We start from the raw sequence: 23,623 nt of genomic DNA, 5'->3' as shown, positions 1-23,623 counted from the left end.
AATGCGTTCTAGAGGAGAGACGGTTGTCGCGAGGGCTGATACGGAAGTTAACGATCTTGATATTAATAAAGCAATTGAAGAAAGTGAGAGAAAAATTGAACAAAAACTGCTCAACAGAAAAATAATTCACGCAATTCCACTTTTACATAAAATAGATGGGCAAAAAGTACTCGGAAAACTCCAGGGCATGAAGGGGGTGAAGATTGAAGTTGAAACACTTTTTGTCACCTGCCTTGAACAACATTTGAGAGATCAAATAACGGCAATTGAGAGCGTCGGCGTAGAAGTTGATGATGTTATGGTGTCTCCACTTGCTGGAAGTTTTGTTACTCTCTCAAAAACTCAAAAGATAGCCGGATGCGTGCTTGCAAACATCGGTTCAGAAACTGTCTCGGTTGTTGTTTTTGAAAATAACATCCCCATTTCTTTTAAAGTCTTCCCTATCGGCTCAACTGATATTACCAATGACATTGCTCTCGGTCTTAAAATTTCTCTTGAAGAGGCTGAGCAAATTAAACTTGGAGCAATTACCAACGCTGACTACCCAAGGAAAAAACTTGAGGAGATAGTTGTTGCTCGCCTCTCTGACATTTTTGAACTTATAGAATCACACTTAAAAAATATTGGTAAGAACAGAATGCTCCCAGCCGGAATTATTCTAACTGGTGGTGGATCAGGTATTGCCACCATAGAAGATTTAGCTCGAGCATCACTCAAACTTCCATCTAAAATTGCAACGTTGCAAGTTGGCGAAATGCCACATGGACAAGGGCAAGGCTTTATAAAAGACGCATCGTGGGCAGTTGCATATGGGTTGTGCATCTGGGGACTCACCACTGAAGAAGAATCGTTGGGGATTACTTTTGCAAAGCGAACTGGTGGAAGTATACTCTCTTGGATGAAGCAATTTCTGCCCTAAAACTCATCTGCTTTGCAGACGAGTTCGGACAAACGTATCCACACAAAATGCAGATATGTTTTGGCTTTATTTTTCGCAATAAAACTTAAAAATGTCAAAGGTTCCATTTTTTAAATGGTCTGTTATTATGGTGAAACTAATAAACAGCGATAGTCATGCAGCAAATAAAACCAGAGGTTGAATCGTTCGCTCGAATACGTGTCGTTGGATGTGGAGGTTCCGGAGGCAATGCCGTCGATCATATGATTAATTCTCGAGTGCGGGGGGTTGAGTTCATCGTCATCAACACCGATTCGCAAGATTTGCATCACTCATTGGCAAAGAAAAAAATTCATATTGGCAAAAATCTTACACGTGGACTCGGTACTGGAATGAGTCCGGAAGTCGGAAAACGAGCGGCTGAAGAAACAAAAGAAGAAATACTCGGAGCGGTGAAAGGAGCTGATATGGTGTTTATCACTTGTGGACTGGGTGGAGGCACTGGTACCGGAGCAAGTCCCATAGTGGCAAAAACAGCTCGAGAACTTGGAGCGCTGACCGTAGCTATAGTCACCAAACCATTCTCCTTTGAGGGGCAACAGCGGATGCGAATCGCAGAACAGGGTTTGGAGGAGCTTAAAAAAGAAGTTGACGCATTGGTGATAATCCCAAATGACCGACTGATGTCAATTATCGATAAAGACACAACCGCAAAGAGTGCGTTTGCTATGTGTGATAGTATCTTGCGTCGGGCGGTTGAGGGAATCTCAGACCTCATCACTATCCCCGGAACTATTAATGTAGACTTCGCTGACATACGAACTGTTATGGAAAATGCTGGTTCTGCACTTATGGGGGTTGGTATTGGCAGTGGTGACCGACGTGCAATAGACGCCGCCAAAGCGGCAATCTCTTCACCATTACTTGAAATATCTATCAGCGGTGCAAAAGGTGTGCTCTTTTCCATATCAGGTGGTGATGATCTAGGGATGCTTGAAATTCAAGAAGCAGCAAAACTTATCACACAATCGATTGACCCTAATGCCAAAGTTATTTTCGGCACAACAAATGATGACCGATTAAAGAAAGGTGAAGTAAAAATAACCGTCATAGCGACTGGTTTCCCTGATATTTCATCACAAAGAGGAACTTCCCTATTCCAGGCTCCAGGAAAGTTTTCGGAATCTCAACAGGAAGAGGAGCCAGAAAAGCAAGAGAAAAAAACTATTTTCAATACCCCACCTATTCCCTCTATGAGTATGCAAAAAAAAGAACCAACGACTTCCCCTCCACCACCAGAAAAAAATCGGGAGACTCCACAGGAAGAGGATGACTCTGATGATTGGGGTGCTGTACCAGCATTTCTGCGACGCTCAAAACTCAAGTAAATTAAGGAGCTATAAGCGACTATAATTTACTAGGCCCTATTAAATACAATTTGAAATAGATTTAGAGTGTTGTTTGTAACAACAGCTTTGAATATCTATCATGTTAATGTATTGTATTACATATATTTTCAAATTGTATATTTTTATTTTCTCTAGAAAATAAAAATATATTTAATAGGGTAATGATTTTTATATTCGTTATCACTCATCAAAAATCTATCATGAACTACGACTTAGTAATTATTGGAGGCGGGCCGGCTGGAGTTGGTGCGGGTGTGTACGCTTCACGAAAACATCTTAAAACAGTTTTGATAACCAACGAGTGGGGCGGGCAAAGTACTGTTTCTGATGATATACAAAACTGGATTGGTACCATTTCTCTTTCTGGTGCAGAGCTTGCAACGAAACTTAAAGAACACCTCAGCGCCTACGCTGAAGACATTGTAACCATCGTTGAGGGAGAGTGTGTGGAGAGGGTGGAGAAGGTTGATGGTGGATTTAAAGTAAAAACCAACAAAGGTAATGAGTTTAATTCCAAGACTGTTTTTATCGGCTCCGGTGCTCACCGCAAAAAGCTTGAGGTACCGGGAGCGGCCGAATTTGACCAGAAAGGACTCACCTACTGTGCATCGTGTGATGGTCTCCTGTTTAAGGATATGGATGTTGTTGTAATAGGCGGTGGCAATGCCGGTTTTGAAACGGCAGCGCAGCTCCTTGCCTACACCAAGAGTGTTACTCTGCTGAATCGTGGACCTGAATTTAAGGCTGATCCAGTAACAGTTAAAAAAGTGCTTGAAAATCCAAAAATGAAAGCGATTTTAAATGCCGTGACGTTGGAAATTAAAGGTGACAAGTTTGTTACCGGTCTTACGTACAAAGACAAGGATTCGGAAGAAAAACATGAACTTGTTGCTAAAGGTATCTTTGTTGAAATTGGACTCGTACCAACAACAGGATTTGTAAAAGACTTGGTGAAATTAGACGACTACGGTCGTATTGAAATTGACCCGAGAAACCAAAAGACATCAGTTGAAGGTGTATGGGCGGCTGGTGACTCAACCAACGAGCTCTATCACCAAAACAACATCGCCGCAGGCGATGCTGTCAAGGCACTAGAAGATATTTATAATCACCTGCGCGCGCGGTAAAAAATATCTTATTCAACAAGAGAGATGGTACTGCCCTCTTTGGCTTTTTGCGAAAGCTTAATCGCGGCATCATCTCCTTTCTTTGCCGAAGAAATGTCTTTGTGGTCAAGTTGCATGGAGGCAACCGTGTCTTCATATTCTTCATCTCCTCTTTTTACCTTCACTTTATCCCCCACCTTAAGCGCACCCTTAAGATTCACTACTGCAACACCAATCTTGTCATACCAATGAGTAACTTTCCCAATTTCTTTTCCCATAGTATTGAAAATATAAATAGCAATGCTGGTAACTACACCCCCATTCGACCGTATGGAGGCGTATCACTTATTTAAATCAACTGTACATCAAGCGAAATAATGGTCAAGCTAGACCAAATCGGTGGAGGCGATGCTGTCAAGGCACTAGAAGATATTTATAATCACCTCAAAGCGCGGTAACCATTGTTTTATTAAATCCCCCCAACGGCTCAACGCGTTGAGCCGTTGGGGAAACTTTAAATTGTGACCCGCTAGGGGTCTTGGAAACCCACGGTTTTCCAACGCTCGCTTTGCTCACTGCCTTCCTCCGCGGGAAACCAAACAGGTTCCCCGACCCCTTCCTTCCCCACGGGGTGAGAAAGTGTTGGACACTTTCGCAAGAGGTTGCCAGATATTTTTTGAGTTTATCGAAAAAAATATCGACAACCTGAACAGCTTCTGTAAGAAGTCGAACACAGTTCGATTCCCTTGCGCGTAGCGCATAACAACAAAGAGGTGCCTACTGTGCTGTACCTCTTTGTTGTTAGGTGGTGACCCCACGGGGAATCGAACCCCGATTTTAAGCTTGAAAAGCTCACGTCCTAACCATTAGACGATGGGGCCGCTTAAATACGAAAAAATTATAGCATTTTTTTGCGTAAATGCTAGTATAAAGCGCAAATGGAGGCGTGCCAGAGTGGTTTAATGGGATGGTTTCGAAAACCATTGTGCCGGAAACGGTACCGGAGGTTCGAATCCTCCCGCCTCCGCAATGATTTGCAAGGATGGATTGGAACCATCCGAGCAAATTATCATTTCGTGAGTAAGGGAGGATTCGAAAAGCTTTTGAGATAGATTATGAGTGTAACGAAATAATATATCCAAAAGGTGTACTGCTCCTGTAAGGAGAGAAATTCCTCCCGCCTCCGCACCAATAAGTTACAAAGAAAAAGGTTTGTGGCATTCTTGCAAAAGAAAATAAATAATGGTATTTCTAAGACAGAACGAGATACTGTGGAGATGACCCGTGCAACTATTGTGCAACACTAGAATGGGATATACTGTCGCTACTCTTGAAAACAACGAAATAGGCAAAATGCTTATTTACGTTGATGACGCTTTAAAGAAAAATGCTAATCTTAAAGAAAAAGCATTTGACTTTCTTCATAAAGATGACGAAACAGAAAAATCCTATTTATTTTTTCAATCGAGGCATCAAGAGCTGCTAATTAGAGTTCTTACGCTTATAATGCATACTCATGGAATAGAGAAAAACTTTGCAGCGGAAGAGAAAATGCGAATAAGCATAGAAGTGCTAAAGAAAGGTTTTGGTAGAGATAGGAAGCTACACTAACCCTTTCATTATAAACACCCAGAAAATCGGGTGTTTTTTGTTGAAGGTTTGGAGGTAGTATTTGTGTAAGTGTTGTTATTTGTTGCTTAAATTCTCAAGAATTTAAGCAACAAATACTGTAATTGAATGCTATTATACATTCACTAATTTAAAATTTTTAGCATATGAAAAAACGATGTGAGTGGCCCCTAGTCGGAGGCGGGCAGACAGGAGGTAGTGATTTGATGCTCAAGTATCACGATACCGAGTGGGGTGTGCCACAGCATAATGACAAAATATTGTTTGAGTTTCTCCTCTTGGATTCATTTCAAGCCGGATTGAGCTGGTCTACTATTTTAAATAAGCGACAAAATTTTAAAAAAGCATTTGATAACTTTAGTGTAAAGAAAATTGCAAAATACGATAAGAAAAAACTCGCCCAGCTAATGGGTGACGCAGGTATAATCCGTAACCGACTTAAAATAGAAGGAGCTGTCAAAAACGCAAAAGCATTTCTTCAAATTCAAAAAGAGTTCGAGAGTTTCAATAAATATGTCTGGCAATTTGTCGGCGGCAAGCCAAAGAAAAACAAATGGAAAACGATGCGACAAATCCCTGCCATATCCAAAGAGGCCGAAACATTAAACAAAAATCTCAAAGCCCGCGGTTTTACATTTGTTGGACCAACTATCATTTACGCATTTATGCAAGGAGCCGGTCTTGTAAATGATCACACGATTTATTGCTTTCGTTACAATCAAGTATCGAAATTGAAGTGATGAAAAATCCCCTACTTTTGTTACAATGGCATCATTCGGGCGGTTAGCCCTGACGCTCCTGTGGAGGTCGGAGTCCCGACAGAATCGTCGAGACTCAGAATGCGCGATTAGCTCAGTGGTAGAGCGCTTCGTTGACATCGAAGAGGTCAGAAGTTCGATCCTTCTATTGCGCACACCGTAAATACATTCTTTCTATCGCCCACAAAATGAATTTCAATTGAAACCACGAGTAATTATGCCAACGGCATAATAAACGAGGCGAGACGTGGTAGTATGGCTATCTATTCCGTATAGGGATGGTAACAATAATATAAATGAGGATACTCAGTATAGAGACAAGCTGTGACGAAACTGCTGTAAGTATGGTGGAAGCATCAGGTAATACAGAAAATATTAAATTTAAAGTATTAGGAGATACCATCCTCTCGCAAATTGATATGCACCGAGAGTTCGGTGGTGTATTCCCCACCGTTGCAAAACGCGAACATGCAAGACATTTGATTCCTTCAATTGAAAAAGTATTAAAAGAATCAAATGTAGTATCAGGAATTAAGTATAAGGAATTAGGGAAAGAAAAAAAGACAAAAATAGAAGAGATATTAAAAAGGGAGCCGGAATTACTGGCACGCTTCAAAGACTTTATAGAGAGTATTGAAAATCCGAATTTGGACGCAATTGTTGTTACCTCTGGGCCAGGACTTGAGCCAGCGCTTTGGATTGGCATTAATGTCGCCCAAGCACTCTCTTTGGCGTGGAAAGTCCAGATTGTGCCAGTAAACCACATGGAAGGACATATTATATCTTCCCTTTTAGAAAATGAGACCATAAAACAGATGTCATTCCCCGCCTTGGCGCTTTTGATTTCTGGTGGGCACACTGAGCTTGTATTAATAAAAGACTGGCTTTCATACGAAGTTATTGGGCGCACAAGAGATGATGCTGTTGGTGAAGCATTTGATAAAGTCGCACGAATGCTTGGGCTATCCTACCCAGGCGGTCCTGAGATTTCAAAACTTGCCCATCAGGCACGAGTACACAACAAACAGCTGAAAGAAAGACTTCCTCGTCCTATGCTTGATTCAGATACCTATGATTTTTCATTTTCCGGACTCAAGACCGCAGTACTCTATATGGTAAAAAATATTTCAAACATTAATGAAGAAACGAGACAAAAAATTGCACGAGAATTTGAAGATGCCGTTACCGAAGTGCTAATCTCAAAAACTATGCGAGCTGTAGAAGAGTACAATATAAAAACTCTCATAATCGGTGGTGGTGTTTCGGCAAATACAGAAATAAGACGAATATTTGAAGAGGAAACACATAGACTTAAAAATATAGAGCTTTTGCTACCTGACAAAAATCTTTCAACCGACAATGCGATAATGATTGCAGCCGCCGGCTATCTACACCTACTGCTTGAAAAAGACAAAGCCTCCGCTACTGAAATTAAAGCAGATGGAAATCTCTCCCTATAAAGAGACGTTGAAAGAGCCCTGTATTCTGCTATCATTTCAGCTATGGATGAGAAATTTCTCAAACCTTACAACCCTAAAAAAACTGAGGATAATATATACAAACGCTGGGAAGACAGCGGTTTTTTCAATCCCGATGTCTGTGTTGAAAAAGGAATCACAGATAAAGATGCAGAATCATTTTCAATAGTACTTCCTCCACCAAATGTGACCGGTACGCTCCATATGGGCCACGCAGCGATGCTCGCAATTGAGGACATCGTGATCCGCTATAACCGTATGTGTGGCAAAAAAACGCTCTGGCTCCCAGGTACCGACTCAGCTGCAATCGCAACACAATCAAAAGTAGAAGGTATTATATATAAAAAGGAGAAAAAAAATCGCCACGATATTGGGCGCGAGGAACTCTTAAAACGCATTGATGTATTTGCCAAGGAAAGTAAGGCCACAATTATTAATCAGACTAAAAAAATGGGCTCATCTCTTGATTGGAGCCGAGAAGCTTTCACACTTGATGAAGTTCGTTATCGGGCAGTTATGGAAGCGTTTGTGCGTATGTACAACGATGACTTAATCTATCGAGGCAGTCGTATCGTCAACTGGGATCCAAAAATGCAGACAACGGTTTCCGATGATGAAATTGAACATAAGGAGACTGTAGATGAATTTTACTTTCTCAAGTATGGTCCATTTACTATTGGAACAGCACGACCCGAGACAAAATTTGGTGATAAATATGTAGTGATGCATCCGGATGATGAGCGATATAAGAAATATAAACACGGAGAAACTTTTGATCTCGAGTGGATAAATGGCCCTATCACCGCAACCATCATTAAAGACAGTGCGACAGATATGGAAATTGGTACTGGTGTGATGACCATTACCCCCTGGCATTCAAATATAGACTTTGAGATTGCAGAAAGACATAATCTCGACAAAGAGCAAATTATTGATGAGCGTGGCCTACTTCTCTCTATCGCTGGAGAATTTGAGGGACAACATATCAAGAAGGTGCGTCCTCTTATTGTAGAAAAACTCCGTGAGAAAGGACTTGTTGAAAAAATTGATAAGAACTATACCCACAACATCGCAGTAAACAGTCGCGGTGGTGGCATTATTGAACCGCAAATTAAAGAGCAGTGGTTTGTTGGCGTTGAGAGAGAATTTACACTCAAGCATTCAGAGATTGATGGAATCACGTCCGGATCGAAAACAACACTCAAGAAAATCATGCGCACAGTGGTAAAAAACAAACAGATACATATCATTCCTGATAATTTTGAAAAAGTATACTACCACTGGATTGATAATCTTCATGATTGGTGCATCAGTCGTCAAATCTGGTACGGTCATCGTATTCCTGTCTGGTATAGAGCAGATGAAGTTTACTGCGGTATAACAGCACCTGAAGGTGACGAATGGCAACAAGACCCTGATACGCTCGATACATGGTTTTCATCCGGTCTGTGGACGTTCTCGACACTCGGTTGGCCCGAAGATTCAGAAGACTTAAAAACGTATCATCCGACAAGTGTGCTTGAAACTGGGTATGACATCCTTTTTTTCTGGGTGGCACGAATGATTTTAATGAGCGGATACCATCTCGGCACCATTCCATTTAAAACAATATACCTGCACGGACTCGTGCGAGACCAGCAAGGGCGAAAGATGAGCAAGTCGATCGGTAATGTGATTGACCCACTCGATATGATTGAAAAATATGGCGCTGACGCCACTCGTCTTTCACTCATCATCGGAGCGGTGCCGGGAAACGATGTAAAACTTTCTGAGAACAAAGTTCGCGGATACAAACACTTTGCAAATAAAATTTGGAATGTCGCCAGATTTGTCCTTACCAATACCCATGGTGCAGATCTTTCTTCAAAACCACAACTTGAAAAAGAAGATGAGGTACTCATTGAGAGCGCGCACAAACTAGCAGCTGAAATAACACAAGATATTGAAAATTACCGCTTTTATCTCGCTGCTGAAAAAACATATCACTACCTCTGGCATACTTTTGCTGATATTATTCTAGAAGAGAGTAAATCAATACTCTCTGGAAATAACGAAAAGAAGAAACACTCAAAACAATATGCACTCTATACAATACTGACTATCAACCTTAAATTACTTCATCCTTTTATGCCATTTGTCACAGAAGAAATATGGTCACATCTGCCGAAAAAGGAAACCGAGATGTTACTCGTTGCTAAGTGGCCAGAAAATGGCAGCATTTCATGATACCAGAGCATGTCCTTTTCTATGCTCTGGTAGGTGGAATTTTACCAGCTCTGTTGTGGTTGTGGTTTTGGCTTAAAGAAGACAGCCGGTGCCCAGAACCGAGAGGGCTCATCATACTCTCGTTCATAGCTGGAATGATAGTGGTTCCTTTAGTATTTCCCCTTCAAAAACTTGTGGCAGCGCATTTTGTAGGTACTACAGTAATTGTATTGTGGTCTACAGTAGAGGAAGTGCTCAAGTTTCTCGCCGCGTATCTGCTCGTACTACGACGGAAAGACATGGACGAGCCGGTAGACGCTATCATTTATATGATTACAGTCGCTCTTGGTTTTGCCGCCTTTGAAAATACCTTATTTCTCATAAATCCGCTTGGAGATGGTAATATTATTGAGTCGGTTCTTACCGGAAATCTCCGCTTTATTGGTGCTATGGTGCTCCACACGCTTGCCTCTGCTGTTATTGGAGTTGCAATCGCGCTTTCCTTTTACAAAAGTGCTTTGGCTAAAAGAATATACATTTTTTTTGGAATTATCCTCGCCATAGTATTGCATACATTGTTTAATTTTTTTATAATACAAAGCAATGGAGAGAAGCTACTTGAAGTGTTCATATTTGTTTGGCTCGGCATTGTTGTTCTCATCCTATTTTTTGAAAAGATAAAACGAATGAAAAACCCTCGCAATTTATTTATAAAAAAACGATAATCATGGCGCAAGGAAAACGATCTTTTTTGGAACGACTCACCGGTTCGGTGACTTTGGACGATTACAACGACAACGATATATTTGATGAGCGACCCCTTAAAAATCATGAGGTGGACAACGAAGAAAATAGTTGGTTGGAGGAAGAAAGTAATGAAGGACAGCTTACTGTTGATGTGTTCCAAAATACCGATGAAATTATTATAAAAGCACTTGTCGCCGGTGTGCGTCCTGATCAGTTGGATATCTCCATTACCCGCGACATGGTTACCATAAGGGGTAAGCGAGAGGAATCAAAAGAAGTAGCAGAGGATAATTATTTTTATAAAGAATTGTATTGGGGATCTTTTTCGCGGACTATTCTTTTACCGCAGGAAATTGATGTTGAAGCATCAGAAGCCACGGTAAAGCATGGCCTACTCTCTATTAGACTTCCTAAAATAGACAAAGAGCGGCAAACAAAACTTAAAGTCAGAGGAGGATAACAAAACTCCCCGAGGTCCGACCTCGTGGAGTTTTGTTTTAAAGTGTTAAACTTCCACTTCGTTCGATGTTCAGGGCCAGTCTCGGCGTCAGCTCACTATGTTCGGTGCTCAGGCCCGGTCTCGAACCGGGGACCCCTTGTTCTTCAGACAAGTGCTCTACCAACTGAGCTACCTGAGCATGTTATTTAGTTTGGAGTTGTACCTGTTTTTACACCAAGTTTTTCAAAAAATGAAGAAATGGCTTCAAATATTCTTCCTCCCACACTCTGCAGTGCATCTACATCTTCTTTTACCCCCACGTATACCTCATTGAGCTCTGCAAAATAAGGCTGTAGGAAAGTATAGTATAAGAACACAGGAGCACCAATAATAATCGCAACGTACACAATTCGCAAGATGCTACTGATAACAGCTCCGCGATGCAGTTTTTTCAGCAACTTATTGTTTTCTCTGTTAACTTCTATATTTTCCTGAAGCAATCTTCGTGTTTCATTATCAATGGGCATAGTGAAAGTATAACAAAGTGGATGAAAAAATGAAGAATAAAATCTCCCAGAGTTTGCTAGGATATTTTACATAGGTGCCCCCACTAGGAATCGAACCTAGATCTGATCCTTAGGAGGGATCCGTTCTATCCATTGAACTACAGGGGCTTGTTTTATATTCTACTATACCATTGAATCCCGACGAGCTTTTCTGTCGGCACCCCGACCTTGCGTCGGGGTTACTGGGGTTTGTGGCACTTTATATCATATAACATCATTAAGCAAAACAAAATGTCCAATTAATTGGACATTTTGTTGTAGTGAATTTCTTTTTTTATATACCGAGAGCAGTTGAGAGCTTGTCTTTGTCAAAGCCGATAAGCATTTCGTCATCAATATATATTACTGGCACTCCCATTTGGCCGCTCTTTTCTATCATTTCTTTTCTCTTATCATCATCGGTAGAAACATCGTAATCTGTATACTCAATGTTCTTCTCCTTAAAAAACTCCTTTGCCGTATGGCAAAAATGACATGTCGGCGTACTGTAAATAACTACTTTCTTCATATTCTGGTACTAATTTAGTTATAACTTTTAAATTATATCATATTATGTGCGAGTAGCGGGAATCGAACCCGCGCCACCTGCTTGGGAAGCAGATATTCTGCCACTAAACTATACTCGCAAAATTTTACGGGGTAAAGAAGCTGTCATTCTGCCATTTGCTCTCCTAAGTTTTTGTAGAACAAAAACTTAGGAGAGCAAGCTAATCCCGCGTGAAAATATCTAGAACTTTACCTAAAAAGCCGCGGGTTTTGTTTCTGTTTTCCGTTTCAGTGGTATCAACCGGATTGGTAATTATAATAATTCTCTCTCCCTCTCTTCCAACCTCAAATTTGCTTCGTATCTCCTCTTCAATGCCGCGGTTGCTGTTGAGACGATCAATCTCGGCTCGCAATACCGCTTCGCGTCCGGAAAGTTCATCAAATTCCATCTCTTGTAGCTCTTTTGCTACTCTGGTACTCTTCTCCTTTTGATAGACGCTCAGTACGGTACTCGCAAGAAACAGCACTATGATAAACAGCACCGCTAACGTCAGCTTTGAATATAATATCTGTTTTAATTTTCTTTTTTCGCGAAATTCAAGCACGATATTAGCTTTTAGCTTACCAGACGGTTGGCTTACCAATGTGCACTATAGTATACTAAACTTAAGCAGTTAAATCATTTTCATATAAAAACCAACATATGCTATTTGATAAAAAAACAAAAAAAGTAGTTAAGCGTATTTGGATTGCGCTCGGTATACTCATAATCGTCAGTATGACATTGCTGTATACTCCTCTCTTTTAGCTCCCTTTGATAGCTTATTTGATTACTCCGGCCGCATCATTTTAAGAAAAACATCCTGCGGAATATTTACCACTCCACGCGCTTTCATTTTCTTTTTCCCTTTCTTCTGTTTTTCCCATAATTTTCGCTTTCGAGTAATATCACCCCCATAAAGATGTCCTGTGACATCTTTTTTAAGTGCTGAAAGTGTTTTCGAAGAAACAATCCGTCCCATAACCTTTGCTTGAATTTTTGTTGTAAAAAGTTGTCGTGGAAGAGCACCGTGAAGCTTTGTAACAAGCTGTTTTGATTCCTCCTCGATTCTTCTTCTAGCAATTACTTTTGAAAATGCTGGTACAACCTCGTCAGCAATAAGCATATCAAGCCGAACGACATCTGCCTTTCGCATGTCTTGTAGTGTGTATGAAAGTGATGCAAAGCCCGATGAAATATTTTTAAGCTTATCAAAAAAATTTCGCATCAACTCCCTAAGTGGCATCTTAGCTGAAATCATAATCCGACCATCTCCAAATACTTCAGAATCCCCCACTTCCCCTTCGTGCTCATAAAAGAGCTGCATGATAGAGCTGAGATACGACGACGGAGAAATAATACGCGCTAAAACCCACGGCTCCCGTACCTCTTCGACTGTGTTGTGATCTGGGAAACGAACCGGTGTGTAAATCGTTTCTTTTGTGCCATTTTTGTGTACCACTTCATATGTGATGCTCGGTGTTGTTACCACAAGCTCAAGATTAAATTCTCTTCGCAGACGCTCCGATACAATTTCAAGGTGAAGCATTCCCAAAAAACCACACCGAAATCCCCGACCCAAAGAACCAGACATTTCTTCTTCAAACGAAAGTGCTGCGTCTGAAAGACGCAATCGTTCTAGTGCTTGGCGAAGCAGTGGAAAATCATCCTGGCTTTCTGGATACAGTGCCGCCCATACAACAGGATGAGGCTGTGAATACCCAGAAAGCGCTGGGACAGAGCTGTTTTCCTTCCGTAGCGTATCCCCGACTGATGCGATATCGGGCTTTTTAATTCCGGTTACAATATAGCCAATTTCCCCTGCGGCAAGTTGTTTCTGAGGTGTCTCGTCTGGTGAAAAAATCCCTACCTCAAGCGCCGTAAATGACTCTCTGGCGGCAGAAAACATCATCCGCTCCCCAGTCTTCACAACACCGTCAAAAATCCGAATATAGACGATTATGCCTCGATGGTTTGAATATTGAAAATCAAAGACTAATGCTCGAAAATTCGAATTATCAGAAAGTTCGCTTTTGGGTGGTGGAATGCGTTCAATAATTGAAGCGAGTAGTGTTTCAACTCCCTCTCCTGTTTTTCCCGACGTTTCCAGTATATCCTCCGGAGAACACCCTAAAAGAGCAGATACTTCGTTTTTAACGACACTGACTCGTGCCTGTGGTGAATCTGTCTTACTAACAACAGGGATGATAGTGAGACCAAGCTCACGTGCCATAGTAAGGACCGATAGTGTTTGGGCCTGTACACCCTGTGTGCTGTCAACAAGAAGGATAGAGCCATCAACTGCTTTGAGTGCTCGGGACACTTCATACGAAAAATCTATGTGGCCCGGTGTATCAATGAGATTAAGTATATATTCCGTGCCATCTTTTTTATATCGCATAACCACAGGCTGCATTTTAATCGTAATGCCACGTTCTCGCTCAAGTTCCATGCTGTCGAGCATCTGTTCCTTCATTTTTCTCTTTGGTACGGTTTCGGTGATTTCAAGCATTCGGTCAGCCAACGTACTTTTCCCATGGTCGATATGAGCAATAATGCTAAAATTTCTAATATATTTTTGGTCCATTGCCCTATATTAGAGCTCAGTTTGCTCTGACGCAACTGCTCGTGTTTTCCAGAATTTATGGTGTAGTGACTTCCACACTTCGGAGAGTTCTTTACTTTTCGTAAGTTTAAGTAGAATTACCGCCGCAATTATTCCAGCCATTCCCGACAGAGCACCCTGCAAGAAAATTCCCCAGAACGTATTGATGTCAAAGACATTGTCGAGTATTTCAAGAAACTGGTACGCCACAAAACCAAGAACAATCGCAGCCGAGAGACTTTGAAAAAATACAGTTGATAGCGAAAATGAAAATGATTTGAAGTCTTTTTGAAATGCAATCCAAAATACAATTGCGTTTATGATAACAGCAAGAGAGTAGCCCAAAGGAAGCATTAAGATTTCAGTGCCTGCCAAATCTTCCACCCGCAGAAGTGATTCAAAGAAAAATCTCCATCCTTCAAACGTTGCAAACAATTTTATAAACAAATACGAAAATGCAACAATGAGTATCGACGAAATAACATTTATGATAAGTGGTTTTTTAGTATTACCGGAAGCATAGTAACCTCTTATAAATAAAAGATTGAGACCTTGCGCAGTCAATGAAATTGCAAACAGAGCAAGTACCGCGGCAGTAAGTCTAGTGTCCGCCCAGTCAAATGCACCCGAGCCTAAAACAACTCGCACAATCTGCGCGCGAAGCACAACAAACAATGCTATCGCCGGAGTAGACCAAAACAAAATGTGTCGCGCCGCAACTAACATCTGTTCTAAAAATTGCTTTTGCTCCCCGTTTGAAAAAAGCCTCGCTAGTGTTGGAAATGCCGCTACTGAGTAACTTACCGCTATTATTGAAAGTGGTACCGCCTGGAGATTAAATGAAAGGTTAAATACTGTTATAGATCCAACTGCCATTAGTGATGCAAATGATATGAGGAACAAAAGCGCGATCTGATTTGCCGAGAGCGCAAGAGTCCTTGGCAATGAAAGAAAAACAACTTTTTTTACTTCAGAGAGATTTATGGAAAACGAAAATCTTGGAACAAAGCCAGTTTTTATAATAAACGGTAGTTGGATTACCAAATGAAGCAGAGCTCCGAGTACTACACCATAACCAAGTCCTGGAATTCCAAACAAAGGATACAGGAAAAGTATTCCCCCAATAATTCCGAGATTGTACAGAAGCGGACTAAGTGCATAGAGTATAAACCTCTGCCGTGTCTGAGTGATGCTTCCAAAGAGACTCGATATACCAAGCAGTATCGGCTGAAGAAGTAATATACGAGTCAGTATTACCAAATCACTATAGAGTGGTGAGTCAACCAGTCCTGGAAATATTACCCCAAGCAACTGCGGGGTAAACAAAAACATTACCGCACTGATAAACAGAATGATGAGTGCAAAAGCGGAAAAAATAGTGCTTATAAATTTCCTTTCCTCATCTTCAGAAATAGCTGATTTCTCAGCAAGAAACGGAATAAGCACATAGATTGAGACAAGTGATGCTACAGACACAAAAATCACATCCGGTATACGAAATGCGGCGTAGTACACATCAAGTACACTTCCTGCACCAAATGAGCTCGCAAGAAGACGATCGCGTATCAGCGCAAGCACTTGTGAAAAAAGCGCAAACAAACCCAAAAGATACGCGGCTTCATGCACTCCGCGTATCTCTCTGTGTATCAGATTTAAAATCCGCTCAACCATTCCATTGTAGTAGTGTTTTTATTCGGCTATAGGAGGTCCTACTCTGTCCCTAACGCTACTGGTAAATGGCGATCCTGAAAATGGATTTAGTCCATTTTCCAGATTGGAGAGTATCGATTTAACCTCCTCGTTATCGAGATTGAGTTCCTCTATTGCTTTGAATTGCTCTATAGCGTCGTCGTTTCTCCCCACTCTGTAATAACTTAGACCAAGAAAGTATCGGGCATTAGAGTATACAGCATTAAGTCCTATTGCTTGCTCCAGTGCGATAATTGCGGCATTGTTTTGTCCTACATTGTATCTCAGTAGTCCTAACTGGAAAAATATTACAGGATTATTTGACTCAAGTAGTGCTGCTGATTCCACTGAACGTATCGCTGCGTTTATATTACCCTCCTGTATTTCAATTTGAGAAAGTAGGAAAATAGCTGAGGTATAGTTTGGCTTCATTTCAAGCGATTTAACAATGTATTCACGTGCCTCCGCATTATCTGCATTACTTGCAGAAAGCTGAGCAAGGGCTAGATATAACTCAGGACTTTTGGGATGCAATTCAAGTGCTTTTTCATACGAACGTTTTGAACTTTCGTACGCTCCCTCTAAACCAAGTGGGACCACTGATTGATATACTCGACCGAGCGTAAACCAGTTAAGATAATTGTCCTGGTTTATTCTGGTTGAAGTTTGCGCAGCATCAACTGCACTAGCAAGAGTAATTTGAAACTGTGCCCTCTGTTCTTCGGTTGGTGCAGTATTGTTTGCAATGATAGCACTGAGTCGCACCAGACTGGAGTCAGCTGCAAACCGGTAATAGAGATCATTGTCATGAAGTGCTATTGCACGAGCAATCCCATCTTCAGCACTTGTTATATTTCCATCTATATTATATGCCACTATTCCTTTTTGGAAGAAATAAAATGACACATACCGATTTCCTACTACATAGAGTGACACAACACTCAAAAGTAAAATGACGGTAAGAACAAGAATCGCAACAAATCCCAATCGCGCATTGTCGGCAAACAAAATTTCCTTTTCCGTAAATCCGCCAGGGATGTTACGCAGAGTTGCTATATACACCCCAGTAAATACAAACGCCAGCATAAGCAACGCTGCATTTGGAATGTATAGAATGGAAAGCAGCCACAAATACACACTTCCCAAAAAAGAAGAGAGCATTATATAGTAGGTAAATTTATGTTCAACTTTCAAGAGTATGAGATTTCTAACCCCACTGTATAGAAGTAGAACAAAGAATGCTATCCAAGCAATTCCACCGACAATACCTGTTGTAATAAACGAGGTCGGAACAAAACCAATTCCTGAATTGAAATCTATGTTCCAAAAAACAGTGTCGTTTATATCTCGCTGTTTAAATTGTGTCCATTGCTGCACAAATGTATTGGGACCAGAGCCAAAGAATAGATTTTCCTTGTAGGTTTCTTTACCAATATCTATTGTGCTCTCCCATGACGGCCGTGCTTCTATGAAGGTAATATTGAGTGTTGATGAAATATAGTTACCAATAAGCCCTCCACCTATTACAAATGAAAAAGAGATAATAAGGACCGCAAGAGGAACCATAGGAATTTTTCTTTTAGCTGGTTGCCTTTGTGATAGTTTTATTTCACTCTTTTTTGTTTCCGTGTCCTCTGAATGTCCTTTGAGTAGGCTGTGAACAAAGAAACCGAGGGCAAACAGAGCTACCACCAACCATACAGGAAAAAAGTTAACAATTGCTAGAAATAGTAGTGAAATGAAGAGTACTCCATACAGTAGTATCTTGTGACGATTTTCAAATGCAATCATTTGGATAGCTGTAAATGACAATATGGTAGTCAAACCAAAGAAAATAGCCATATCATTCCATTTTCCAAGCAGATTTGAGGTTGAATTGAGAAACAATCCAAATGAAAGGAAGTCTGTACCAAATATAAATCGCAGTATCTGGAATGCTGCAAGAATTGCAAATGATGCAAAAACAGCACCGTATAAATAGAGAGACTGTTTATTTGTTTTAAACAGCAGTGGAATAAGAGTCATGAGAACCACCATCGCCAATATAAAAGCAAATGTATCTGTTTCAAATCCCTGTCCAATAAAAGACGTTGCCATATGTTTCGAAAATAGCGCCGAAATAAGATATGCAGCTGGAAGAGCCCATGCAGCAAAAATAATTAGATTATTGGGCAGAGATATTTTTCCATCTCTCATTTGAGATATCACAAACAAGAAAAACGTCAAAAGTACTCCGAGGAAAATAAGTAGTGTTTTAGTTCCCTGGAACGGTACCGAAAGTGATGGAATAAAAAATATAGGAAGGAGAAATACCATTACCACAACAACATAAGAAGCTATGTTCTCTAAAAATGAGATCCCTTCGGTTAACTCTTTCTTTATATAATCCATTTTTGCTGAATATTATCTTGATAAGTAAGAGTATTATAGCAATGTCTCTATGTAAGTAAAATAGCTATGTGGATAGCGCTCAAAATGACAAAACCCCGCCCAAAAGCGAGGTTTTATCATACATTCATCTTGTATCTATAAGCCGAATTCTGTATTTGCCGATTGGCGAACGATAGTTATTTATCTGGGACTGGTGTCACCACCAGACTCTAGCGGCACTCCCAACGCACCTCGCTCTCGCTCGGTGCGAGTATCTGGGTTTGGTATCAGTATAAGAAAACAAAATTATCTCCTGATACATATACTTTTTCCTGATACTGCATCGAACGACAGTGAGATGCGCTGAACACGGCCTTGCACACAGGTAAGGATTTTGCCGTTTCATTCCAAATGTTACCACAAGGATTCATCCGCCAGTCGGCGGATGCTGTCTTTATTTCTAAAGACAGCGTCACTGCTCGCACCTCTATGTTTGCACACGACGGGTGTTACCTCCTAAATCATTGTTTACACAACGATCGGACCCGATTTCTGCAAAGCAGAAATATGGGCGCTACCCTGCTCCAAACACACCTCGCTTTCGCTCGGTGCGAGTATCTGGGTTTGGTATCAGTATAAGGAAACAAAATTATTTCCTGATACATATACTTTTTCCTGATACTGCATCGAACGACAGTGAGATGCACTTGGGTGTGTTCGGACTTTCCTCATCTCGTCACTTTTAGGTGACAGACGCAACTATCCAATACAAGACTGGCAAAAGTATAGCACAAAATTCAAATTTAGCAAATCAAAAACTCCAAGAGTGTACTTGAAGTTTTATGCAAAGCCCAACTTAGGATTTTCTAAATGATTTCGCACGTATCTCCCGCACACGCAAGTTCTCTTTTCATCTCTGTTTCATCGTGCAATTCGTAGGTCACCAGTTTTGAGTAATCAACATTTTCAAATCGCTTCACCATTTCTTCATATTGCTCCTTGGTTATTTCTTCATACGGTGCAAGTTTATACACATGATTAGTTCTCGGCAAGAATGACAGCCCTCCGATTATATCCCAGTTTTCATACAACCAATTCGCGACGGCCACCCACTCATTGTCTCCAATGTAAATTGTAGCTGATGGATTATGTTCTGTGTAGTGAACTTTGAGCTTCTTCCAGTATTCAAGTTGTTCGAGTGCTGACATATCGTCTTTAAATTTCGAACTCTTTGGAGATTGCACTGGAAATTCAACAACATATGTTGTGGCATTGTCTTGACCTTGACCAACTTCTGGGTGATACGGCACACCTTGGTCTTTGAGCATTTTAAAAAGTGAATCAGTTGCAGAGATGCGTACGCGTCTAATGTAGTATGGAGCGAAGCGCGGATGGAGCCCTGAAGAGCAGTTAACGGTCTGCGAAAGATTGCCAGATGGCTTTACACATGTAATACATGTTGATGCATTGATGTTAAAACGCTTTGCATATTGTTTGTTGATTCGCGCAGCTTCTTTTTTGAGTTTTTCAAGTACCTGTGGCTCCCGAACAACGGAGTTGTCCCACTGCCCTGTGATTGAAACCCCTAAAAGTGCTTCTGCTTCACAATTCTGTTTCCATCCTTTGGAAAGATAGCCGAAATTAGTTAACGACGCTTGATATGTGCCTAAAATTGTTGCAATTCGCACTTTTTTCATCAAAGTCTTTTCAGTATCATGTGACCGCGCAACAACTTCGGAGAGATTGCAAAATTGCTTTGATTGAAGGATTATTTCTCCGCATGGATTAACACCTGGATTACCAATTGGAGAACCGTAAGCAAGTGTTCCTTCGTATTTATTTTTCAAGAGTTTTACACGCCTTTCAGGAAGAGTCTTTTCGAGTCCTCCTCTATTGAAAATGCCCCGCTCGCCGGTTTTGCCTTTCATGAGTGCAACCCACTCATCCATAAATTCCTCATTAGTTGGTTTCTGTTCGTACACTGCCGAGTTGTTAGCAACACTTCGCTGTGGATCAGTGTAATAAAATTGTCCGTCTTTCGCATGTCTGATTTCCTGATCATCAAGGTCTGAGAGTGAGATCATAGCAGTACGGCGAACACCACCTGCAACAACCACCTCGCCAATTTTACAAATCAAATCGTGAGCATTTATGTTTGTAAGTCGCCTTCCCTGCCGTGCCAATACTTTTGTACGCACAAAACCGAGCAATGTTTCCAATGGTTCATAACCGGAACTTCTTCCTCCCATCGTTCTCAGCCGTGCTCCGTCGGGACGCAACTGTGAGTAATCAAATGTAACATCTTTCCCGGCAAACCATGTTTTTATTCCAAATGTGAGTGCATCACACCATCCCTCTTTGGTGTCAGCTACAACAAACGTCGGTAACATTTCTCCTGTTTGTTTTTTAATTTGTGGAAGTGCTTGTACATTTTGGCTTTCAGCTGACCACCCGACACCACCGCCTGACATCGAGATGTACATAATTTCTGCAAAATCTTCTAATTTGGACGGTGCAATAAATGAACAGTTGTACGCAACAACATTACACCGTCGGGCTGGGTCTCCTGCAAACTGTAACAGTCGCATTGATGGCATCGCTTCGTGATTGAGTATTGCTTGTCGCACTTCGATGTATTCTTTTTTCGTTAACTTATTTTTTAAATTTTCTTTCATAAAATCCATGTACCGATCAACTGTTTCGATCCATGTTTCTCTTCTCCCTTCATTTTCAATCCACCTAGAGTACGTTCTTAAATATACAAACTCTCCGAGCGGGTTGTTTTTAAAATACTTAGCACTTTTTTCCGAGAGCTGTTTTATTTTCTCCGGAACAACAATACCAAGCTCACGCATCTTTGCGCGTCTGTCACGATACAAGATAAAACACTTTGCAGTTGCTACGTAGTCGCTTAAAATGAGCTGTCGCTCTACTTCATCTTGTGCGCCTTCCACTGTGGGCAGAAAATTCCTGTACTTTTTGGCAATTCTTACCATATCTCCCACTACTTTATGCGCGACAAGTTCTGCTTCCTTTCGTGAACCCTCCTTTCCCACAATCATCGCCTTTTGAATCGCATTTGATATCTTTTCAAAATCAAAATCAACAATTTCACCGTTCCTTTTGTTAATTTTAGGAACAAACTCCACATAACTGTTAGATATGCTCGAGGTTTTCTTGGGAGTATCAACCTTTTCCTTTATTTCTACATCGGCTTGGGTCTTCTTTGATGTTTTGTCGGTTTTGAGCATAGTGCACAAATGTTTAGTAATAAAAATGATGATAGCGCATTGCGCTAGCACCACACTTACCCTATTCTACCTAAAAATAGCCACATTCTCTTGTGGACAACGAATCAAATAATAAAAAAAAGTTCATGTAAATCATGTGCTGAAATTGTACTGAAATTACAACGCAATTTTGGACACATTTTCAAAAATGTACTTCATCTCCAATTTTTATATTATGTTTTTCTGTAAAACCCGAAGAGACTTCTAAAACAAATTTTGTCTCTCCGTTTGGATAGAAAATTTCTGGATACGAATCGGGTTGCACATCTTTTTTTACATCAATCACATAAAAAGGTTCAGATTGCTCTATCAAAGTACCCTCTTCCGAAATGTTACTTCCTATCCAAATAATATCAATTGGAAAAAGCATGTCCTTCATCCATATTCCATGGAAATCTATCTCGTCAAAAACAAAAAGCATCCCATGGTCGGGTAAAAGTGATTCTCGACCGGAGAGTCCAACTCTGCGTGAGAAAAACGTGTCTACTATGTCCACCACAACTGTACTACCACTTATATTGACCGTAGACAACTGACCATTACCCTGCTCGAGAGACATAGAGGTCTCATTATTAGAATATGACAACACCAAAAACAAAATAATGAGTATTCCGAGTGTTGCTGATGTGAATTTTATCATTTTTAACTATTTTGGTTTATTAAAATGAAGGTTTTTGTGCATGCTTAATCAACGTTTATCTTTTCAATGTATTTTTCCAATTCAGGAATACTAAAGTAGCCAATTTCCTTTAGGTGCTTTTTATAATTTTCCTTAAAAACCGCCTTGAATATTCTTATTAGCTCATATGGATTTGTAAGTAATTTCTTGTGTATTTTGTCTTCTAATTCACTTCTAGTCATTTTATGTAAGTCGTCAACATCTTTTTTTATATCTATGTCTACTTCTGGTAATTTGTCTATAATACACCCATGTATTATCTTCATGAAAAAGTCGACACCTTTTTTAGCTTCTTTGGAAAAAGTTTCTTCACGTAAAATGATGCTGTAGTTATTAACAAAGAATAAAACTGTGTGCTTAATTTCCTTAAGAGTAACATCTGGCTTAATCATACTAAAAGAAGGTTTGTGTTTTGAATTAACGCCTACATATAAACAAGATTGTTTAATCCTTTCAAGGTCTTCATGTGTTCTGTTTTGCAATCCAAAATTAGTGAAAATTTTTTGCTTAACAGAATGTTTATAATACACACTTGAGCGATTATTTATTATTTCATCAATTTCTCCTAACTCTCTTGCAATGGGCAAAATAATCAACTTAGATAATTCCTCTTGTGCAATAATAGAGAGGAAATATGCTTCATTGTAAGAATATTTAGTTGAATACAAAGCTACTGCTGAAATAAGTTTTTGAGTCGCATTTTGAAAAATTGTAATTACAAAAAGTTCATAATCAGTAAGTTTATCTTTTTTATTTGGTGTAACATTTATCATAAATATTTCTGACTTCTGTTCTTTACAGCCTGCACAAAATACCTCGTGCTAGCCTCTAAAATGCGGAGATAGCGGGATTTGACCACCCATCACTAACCATTTTACTCGGTTCCTCGCAAAATGCTAAGTGTGTTTGGTCTGGACTCAAAACAAAGTCTCCCAGACTTTGTTTTTCCGTCTTTCAAATCCTTCCGCACAAACCAAACAAAAAAGCTGACAGGAGGTCAGCGTTTTTGTTTGGTGCGGAGGAGACAGGATTTGAACCTGCGAGGGCTTGCGCCCCACACGCTTTCCAAGCGTGCGCCTTAAACCGCTCAGCCACTCCTCCAATTATCTTGTTATAGCACAAAAAATGGTCTCAAAAAATAAAAGCGACCCGCTATTGCGAATCGCTTCTTTTTATTGTGTTTCCACCTTTCGAAATTTGTTCTTCGAACGCCTCAGGGACAATGGCCC

General features: G+C 40.4%; 19 protein-coding genes and 7 tRNA genes. 11 read left to right on the top strand and 15 right to left on the bottom strand.

What is annotated here, in order from left to right; all coding sequences use genetic code 11:
* The 3 genes from pilM to IIB50_01105 all read left to right on the top strand — a co-directional run.
* On the top strand, window positions 1–919 hold a 919-nt coding region (gene pilM / locus IIB50_01115), incomplete at its 5' end, for a pilus assembly protein PilM (GenBank protein MCH7529698.1).
* A gap of 155 nt (window positions 920–1,074) precedes the next feature.
* Window positions 1,075–2,286 carry a cell division protein FtsZ gene (gene ftsZ / locus IIB50_01110; protein ID MCH7529697.1) on the top strand — a complete coding sequence of 404 codons (1,212 nt, stop codon included), beginning with the start codon at window positions 1,075–1,077 and terminating at the stop codon, window positions 2,284–2,286.
* A gap of 182 nt (window positions 2,287–2,468) precedes the next feature.
* Window positions 2,469–3,434, top strand: a complete 966-nt coding sequence (locus IIB50_01105) for an FAD-dependent oxidoreductase (protein ID MCH7529696.1) — start codon at window positions 2,469–2,471, stop codon at window positions 3,432–3,434.
* Between the two features lie 8 nt (window positions 3,435–3,442).
* Here IIB50_01105 and IIB50_01100 read toward each other — a convergent pair whose 3' ends face one another.
* Complete coding sequence (locus tag IIB50_01100) at window positions 3,443–3,691, bottom strand: hypothetical protein (protein ID MCH7529695.1); 249 nt, start codon at window positions 3,689–3,691, stop codon at window positions 3,443–3,445.
* Window positions 3,692–4,219: 528 nt separating this feature from the next.
* Window positions 4,220–4,294, bottom strand: a tRNA-Glu gene (locus tag IIB50_01095).
* Between the two features lie 59 nt (window positions 4,295–4,353).
* Here IIB50_01095 and IIB50_01090 point away from each other — a divergent pair.
* From IIB50_01090 to IIB50_01055, 8 genes are all read left to right on the top strand, one after another.
* Window positions 4,354–4,440 (top strand) — tRNA-Ser (locus IIB50_01090).
* Window positions 4,441–4,721: 281 nt separating this feature from the next.
* The gene (locus IIB50_01085) at window positions 4,722–5,024 is read left to right on the top strand and encodes a hypothetical protein (protein MCH7529694.1); all 303 of its coding nucleotides are present in this window, start codon (window positions 4,722–4,724) and stop codon (window positions 5,022–5,024) included.
* Window positions 5,025–5,188: 164 nt separating this feature from the next.
* Window positions 5,189–5,782, top strand: a complete 594-nt coding sequence (locus tag IIB50_01080; protein ID MCH7529693.1) for a DNA-3-methyladenine glycosylase I — start codon at window positions 5,189–5,191, stop codon at window positions 5,780–5,782.
* 101 nt (window positions 5,783–5,883) lie between these two features.
* A tRNA-Val gene (locus tag IIB50_01075) sits at window positions 5,884–5,955 on the top strand.
* Between the two features lie 141 nt (window positions 5,956–6,096).
* Window positions 6,097–7,260: a tRNA (adenosine(37)-N6)-threonylcarbamoyltransferase complex transferase subunit TsaD gene (gene tsaD / locus IIB50_01070; protein ID MCH7529692.1), complete on the top strand. Its 1,164-nt coding sequence runs from the start codon at window positions 6,097–6,099 to the stop codon at window positions 7,258–7,260.
* A 42-nt stretch (window positions 7,261–7,302) separates the two neighbouring features.
* A complete protein-coding gene (locus IIB50_01065; GenBank protein MCH7529691.1) occupies window positions 7,303–9,504 on the top strand; it encodes a valine--tRNA ligase in 2,202 nt (733 codons plus the stop codon).
* On the top strand, window positions 9,501–10,208 hold the full coding sequence (locus IIB50_01060) for a PrsW family intramembrane metalloprotease (GenBank protein MCH7529690.1): 708 nt from the start codon (window positions 9,501–9,503) through the stop codon (window positions 10,206–10,208). The genes IIB50_01065 and IIB50_01060 overlap by 4 nt, the downstream gene beginning before the upstream one ends.
* 2 nt (window positions 10,209–10,210) lie before the next feature.
* A complete protein-coding gene (locus IIB50_01055; protein MCH7529689.1) occupies window positions 10,211–10,690 on the top strand; it encodes an Hsp20/alpha crystallin family protein in 480 nt (159 codons plus the stop codon).
* A 105-nt stretch (window positions 10,691–10,795) separates the two neighbouring features.
* Here the strand turns inward: IIB50_01055 and IIB50_01050 are convergent.
* From IIB50_01050 to IIB50_00990, 13 genes are all read right to left on the bottom strand, one after another.
* Window positions 10,796–10,868: transfer RNA gene (locus tag IIB50_01050), tRNA-Phe, on the bottom strand.
* Window positions 10,869–10,875: 7 nt separating this feature from the next.
* A complete protein-coding gene (locus IIB50_01045) occupies window positions 10,876–11,196 on the bottom strand; it encodes a hypothetical protein (protein MCH7529688.1) in 321 nt (106 codons plus the stop codon).
* A gap of 75 nt (window positions 11,197–11,271) precedes the next feature.
* Window positions 11,272–11,343 (bottom strand) — tRNA-Arg (locus IIB50_01040).
* A gap of 166 nt (window positions 11,344–11,509) precedes the next feature.
* Window positions 11,510–11,743, bottom strand: a complete 234-nt coding sequence (locus IIB50_01035) for a glutathione S-transferase N-terminal domain-containing protein (protein MCH7529687.1) — start codon at window positions 11,741–11,743, stop codon at window positions 11,510–11,512.
* Window positions 11,744–11,790: 47 nt separating this feature from the next.
* Window positions 11,791–11,861: transfer RNA gene (locus IIB50_01030), tRNA-Gly, on the bottom strand.
* An 81-nt stretch (window positions 11,862–11,942) separates the two neighbouring features.
* Window positions 11,943–12,365 carry a septum formation initiator family protein gene (locus IIB50_01025; protein ID MCH7529686.1) on the bottom strand — a complete coding sequence of 141 codons (423 nt, stop codon included), beginning with the start codon at window positions 12,363–12,365 and terminating at the stop codon, window positions 11,943–11,945.
* A gap of 186 nt (window positions 12,366–12,551) precedes the next feature.
* On the bottom strand, window positions 12,552–14,348 hold the full coding sequence (gene lepA, locus IIB50_01020; GenBank protein MCH7529685.1) for an elongation factor 4: 1,797 nt from the start codon (window positions 14,346–14,348) through the stop codon (window positions 12,552–12,554).
* A 9-nt stretch (window positions 14,349–14,357) separates the two neighbouring features.
* Window positions 14,358–16,037 carry a murein biosynthesis integral membrane protein MurJ gene (gene murJ / locus IIB50_01015; GenBank protein MCH7529684.1) on the bottom strand — a complete coding sequence of 560 codons (1,680 nt, stop codon included), beginning with the start codon at window positions 16,035–16,037 and terminating at the stop codon, window positions 14,358–14,360.
* A gap of 18 nt (window positions 16,038–16,055) precedes the next feature.
* On the bottom strand, window positions 16,056–18,446 hold the full coding sequence (locus IIB50_01010; GenBank protein ID MCH7529683.1) for a tetratricopeptide repeat protein: 2,391 nt from the start codon (window positions 18,444–18,446) through the stop codon (window positions 16,056–16,058).
* 845 nt (window positions 18,447–19,291) lie between these two features.
* Window positions 19,292–21,676 (bottom strand): ribonucleoside-triphosphate reductase, encoded by a 2,385-nt coding sequence (locus IIB50_01005; GenBank protein MCH7529682.1) that lies wholly within the window; start codon window positions 21,674–21,676, stop codon window positions 19,292–19,294.
* Between the two features lie 181 nt (window positions 21,677–21,857).
* Window positions 21,858–22,355, bottom strand: coding sequence for a DUF192 domain-containing protein (locus tag IIB50_01000; protein ID MCH7529681.1), 498 nt, complete (start codon window positions 22,353–22,355; stop codon window positions 21,858–21,860).
* Between the two features lie 44 nt (window positions 22,356–22,399).
* A complete protein-coding gene (locus tag IIB50_00995; protein ID MCH7529680.1) occupies window positions 22,400–23,167 on the bottom strand; it encodes an AbiV family abortive infection protein in 768 nt (255 codons plus the stop codon).
* A gap of 243 nt (window positions 23,168–23,410) precedes the next feature.
* Window positions 23,411–23,495 (bottom strand) — tRNA-Ser (locus tag IIB50_00990).
* Window positions 23,496–23,623 lie beyond the last annotated feature (128 nt).

It is taken from the genome of Patescibacteria group bacterium, from assembly GCA_022560785.1.
Classification (GTDB): Bacteria; Patescibacteriota; Minisyncoccia; order Phycocordibacterales; family JADFSL01; genus JADFSL01.
This window is presented reverse-complemented; position numbering and strand designations above follow the sequence as displayed.

Bases quoted from the DNA above. Each gene is read 5' to 3' on its own strand.
- ftsZ (MCH7529697.1), top strand. From the start codon at position 1,075: ATGCAGCAAATAAAACCAGAGGTTGAATCGTTCGCTCGAATACGTGTC.
- IIB50_01105 (MCH7529696.1), top strand. From the start codon at position 2,469: ATGATTTTTATATTCGTTATCACTCATCAAAAATCTATCATGAACTAC.
- IIB50_01100 (MCH7529695.1), bottom strand. From the start codon at position 3,691: ATGGGAAAAGAAATTGGGAAAGTTACTCATTGGTATGACAAGATTGGT.
- IIB50_01085 (MCH7529694.1), top strand. From the start codon at position 4,722: ATGGGATATACTGTCGCTACTCTTGAAAACAACGAAATAGGCAAAATG.
- IIB50_01080 (MCH7529693.1), top strand. From the start codon at position 5,189: ATGAAAAAACGATGTGAGTGGCCCCTAGTCGGAGGCGGGCAGACAGGA.
- tsaD (MCH7529692.1), top strand. From the start codon at position 6,097: ATGAGGATACTCAGTATAGAGACAAGCTGTGACGAAACTGCTGTAAGT.
- IIB50_01065 (MCH7529691.1), top strand. From the start codon at position 7,303: ATGGATGAGAAATTTCTCAAACCTTACAACCCTAAAAAAACTGAGGAT.
- IIB50_01060 (MCH7529690.1), top strand. From the start codon at position 9,501: ATGATACCAGAGCATGTCCTTTTCTATGCTCTGGTAGGTGGAATTTTA.
- IIB50_01055 (MCH7529689.1), top strand. From the start codon at position 10,211: ATGGCGCAAGGAAAACGATCTTTTTTGGAACGACTCACCGGTTCGGTG.
- IIB50_01045 (MCH7529688.1), bottom strand. From the start codon at position 11,196: ATGCCCATTGATAATGAAACACGAAGATTGCTTCAGGAAAATATAGAA.
- IIB50_01035 (MCH7529687.1), bottom strand. From the start codon at position 11,743: ATGAAGAAAGTAGTTATTTACAGTACGCCGACATGTCATTTTTGCCAT.
- lepA (MCH7529685.1), bottom strand. From the start codon at position 14,348: ATGGACCAAAAATATATTAGAAATTTTAGCATTATTGCTCATATCGAC.
- murJ (MCH7529684.1), bottom strand. From the start codon at position 16,037: ATGGTTGAGCGGATTTTAAATCTGATACACAGAGAGATACGCGGAGTG.
- IIB50_01010 (MCH7529683.1), bottom strand. From the start codon at position 18,446: ATGGATTATATAAAGAAAGAGTTAACCGAAGGGATCTCATTTTTAGAG.
- IIB50_01005 (MCH7529682.1), bottom strand. From the start codon at position 21,676: ATGCTCAAAACCGACAAAACATCAAAGAAGACCCAAGCCGATGTAGAA.
- IIB50_01000 (MCH7529681.1), bottom strand. From the start codon at position 22,355: ATGATAAAATTCACATCAGCAACACTCGGAATACTCATTATTTTGTTT.
- IIB50_00995 (MCH7529680.1), bottom strand. From the start codon at position 23,167: ATGATAAATGTTACACCAAATAAAAAAGATAAACTTACTGATTATGAA.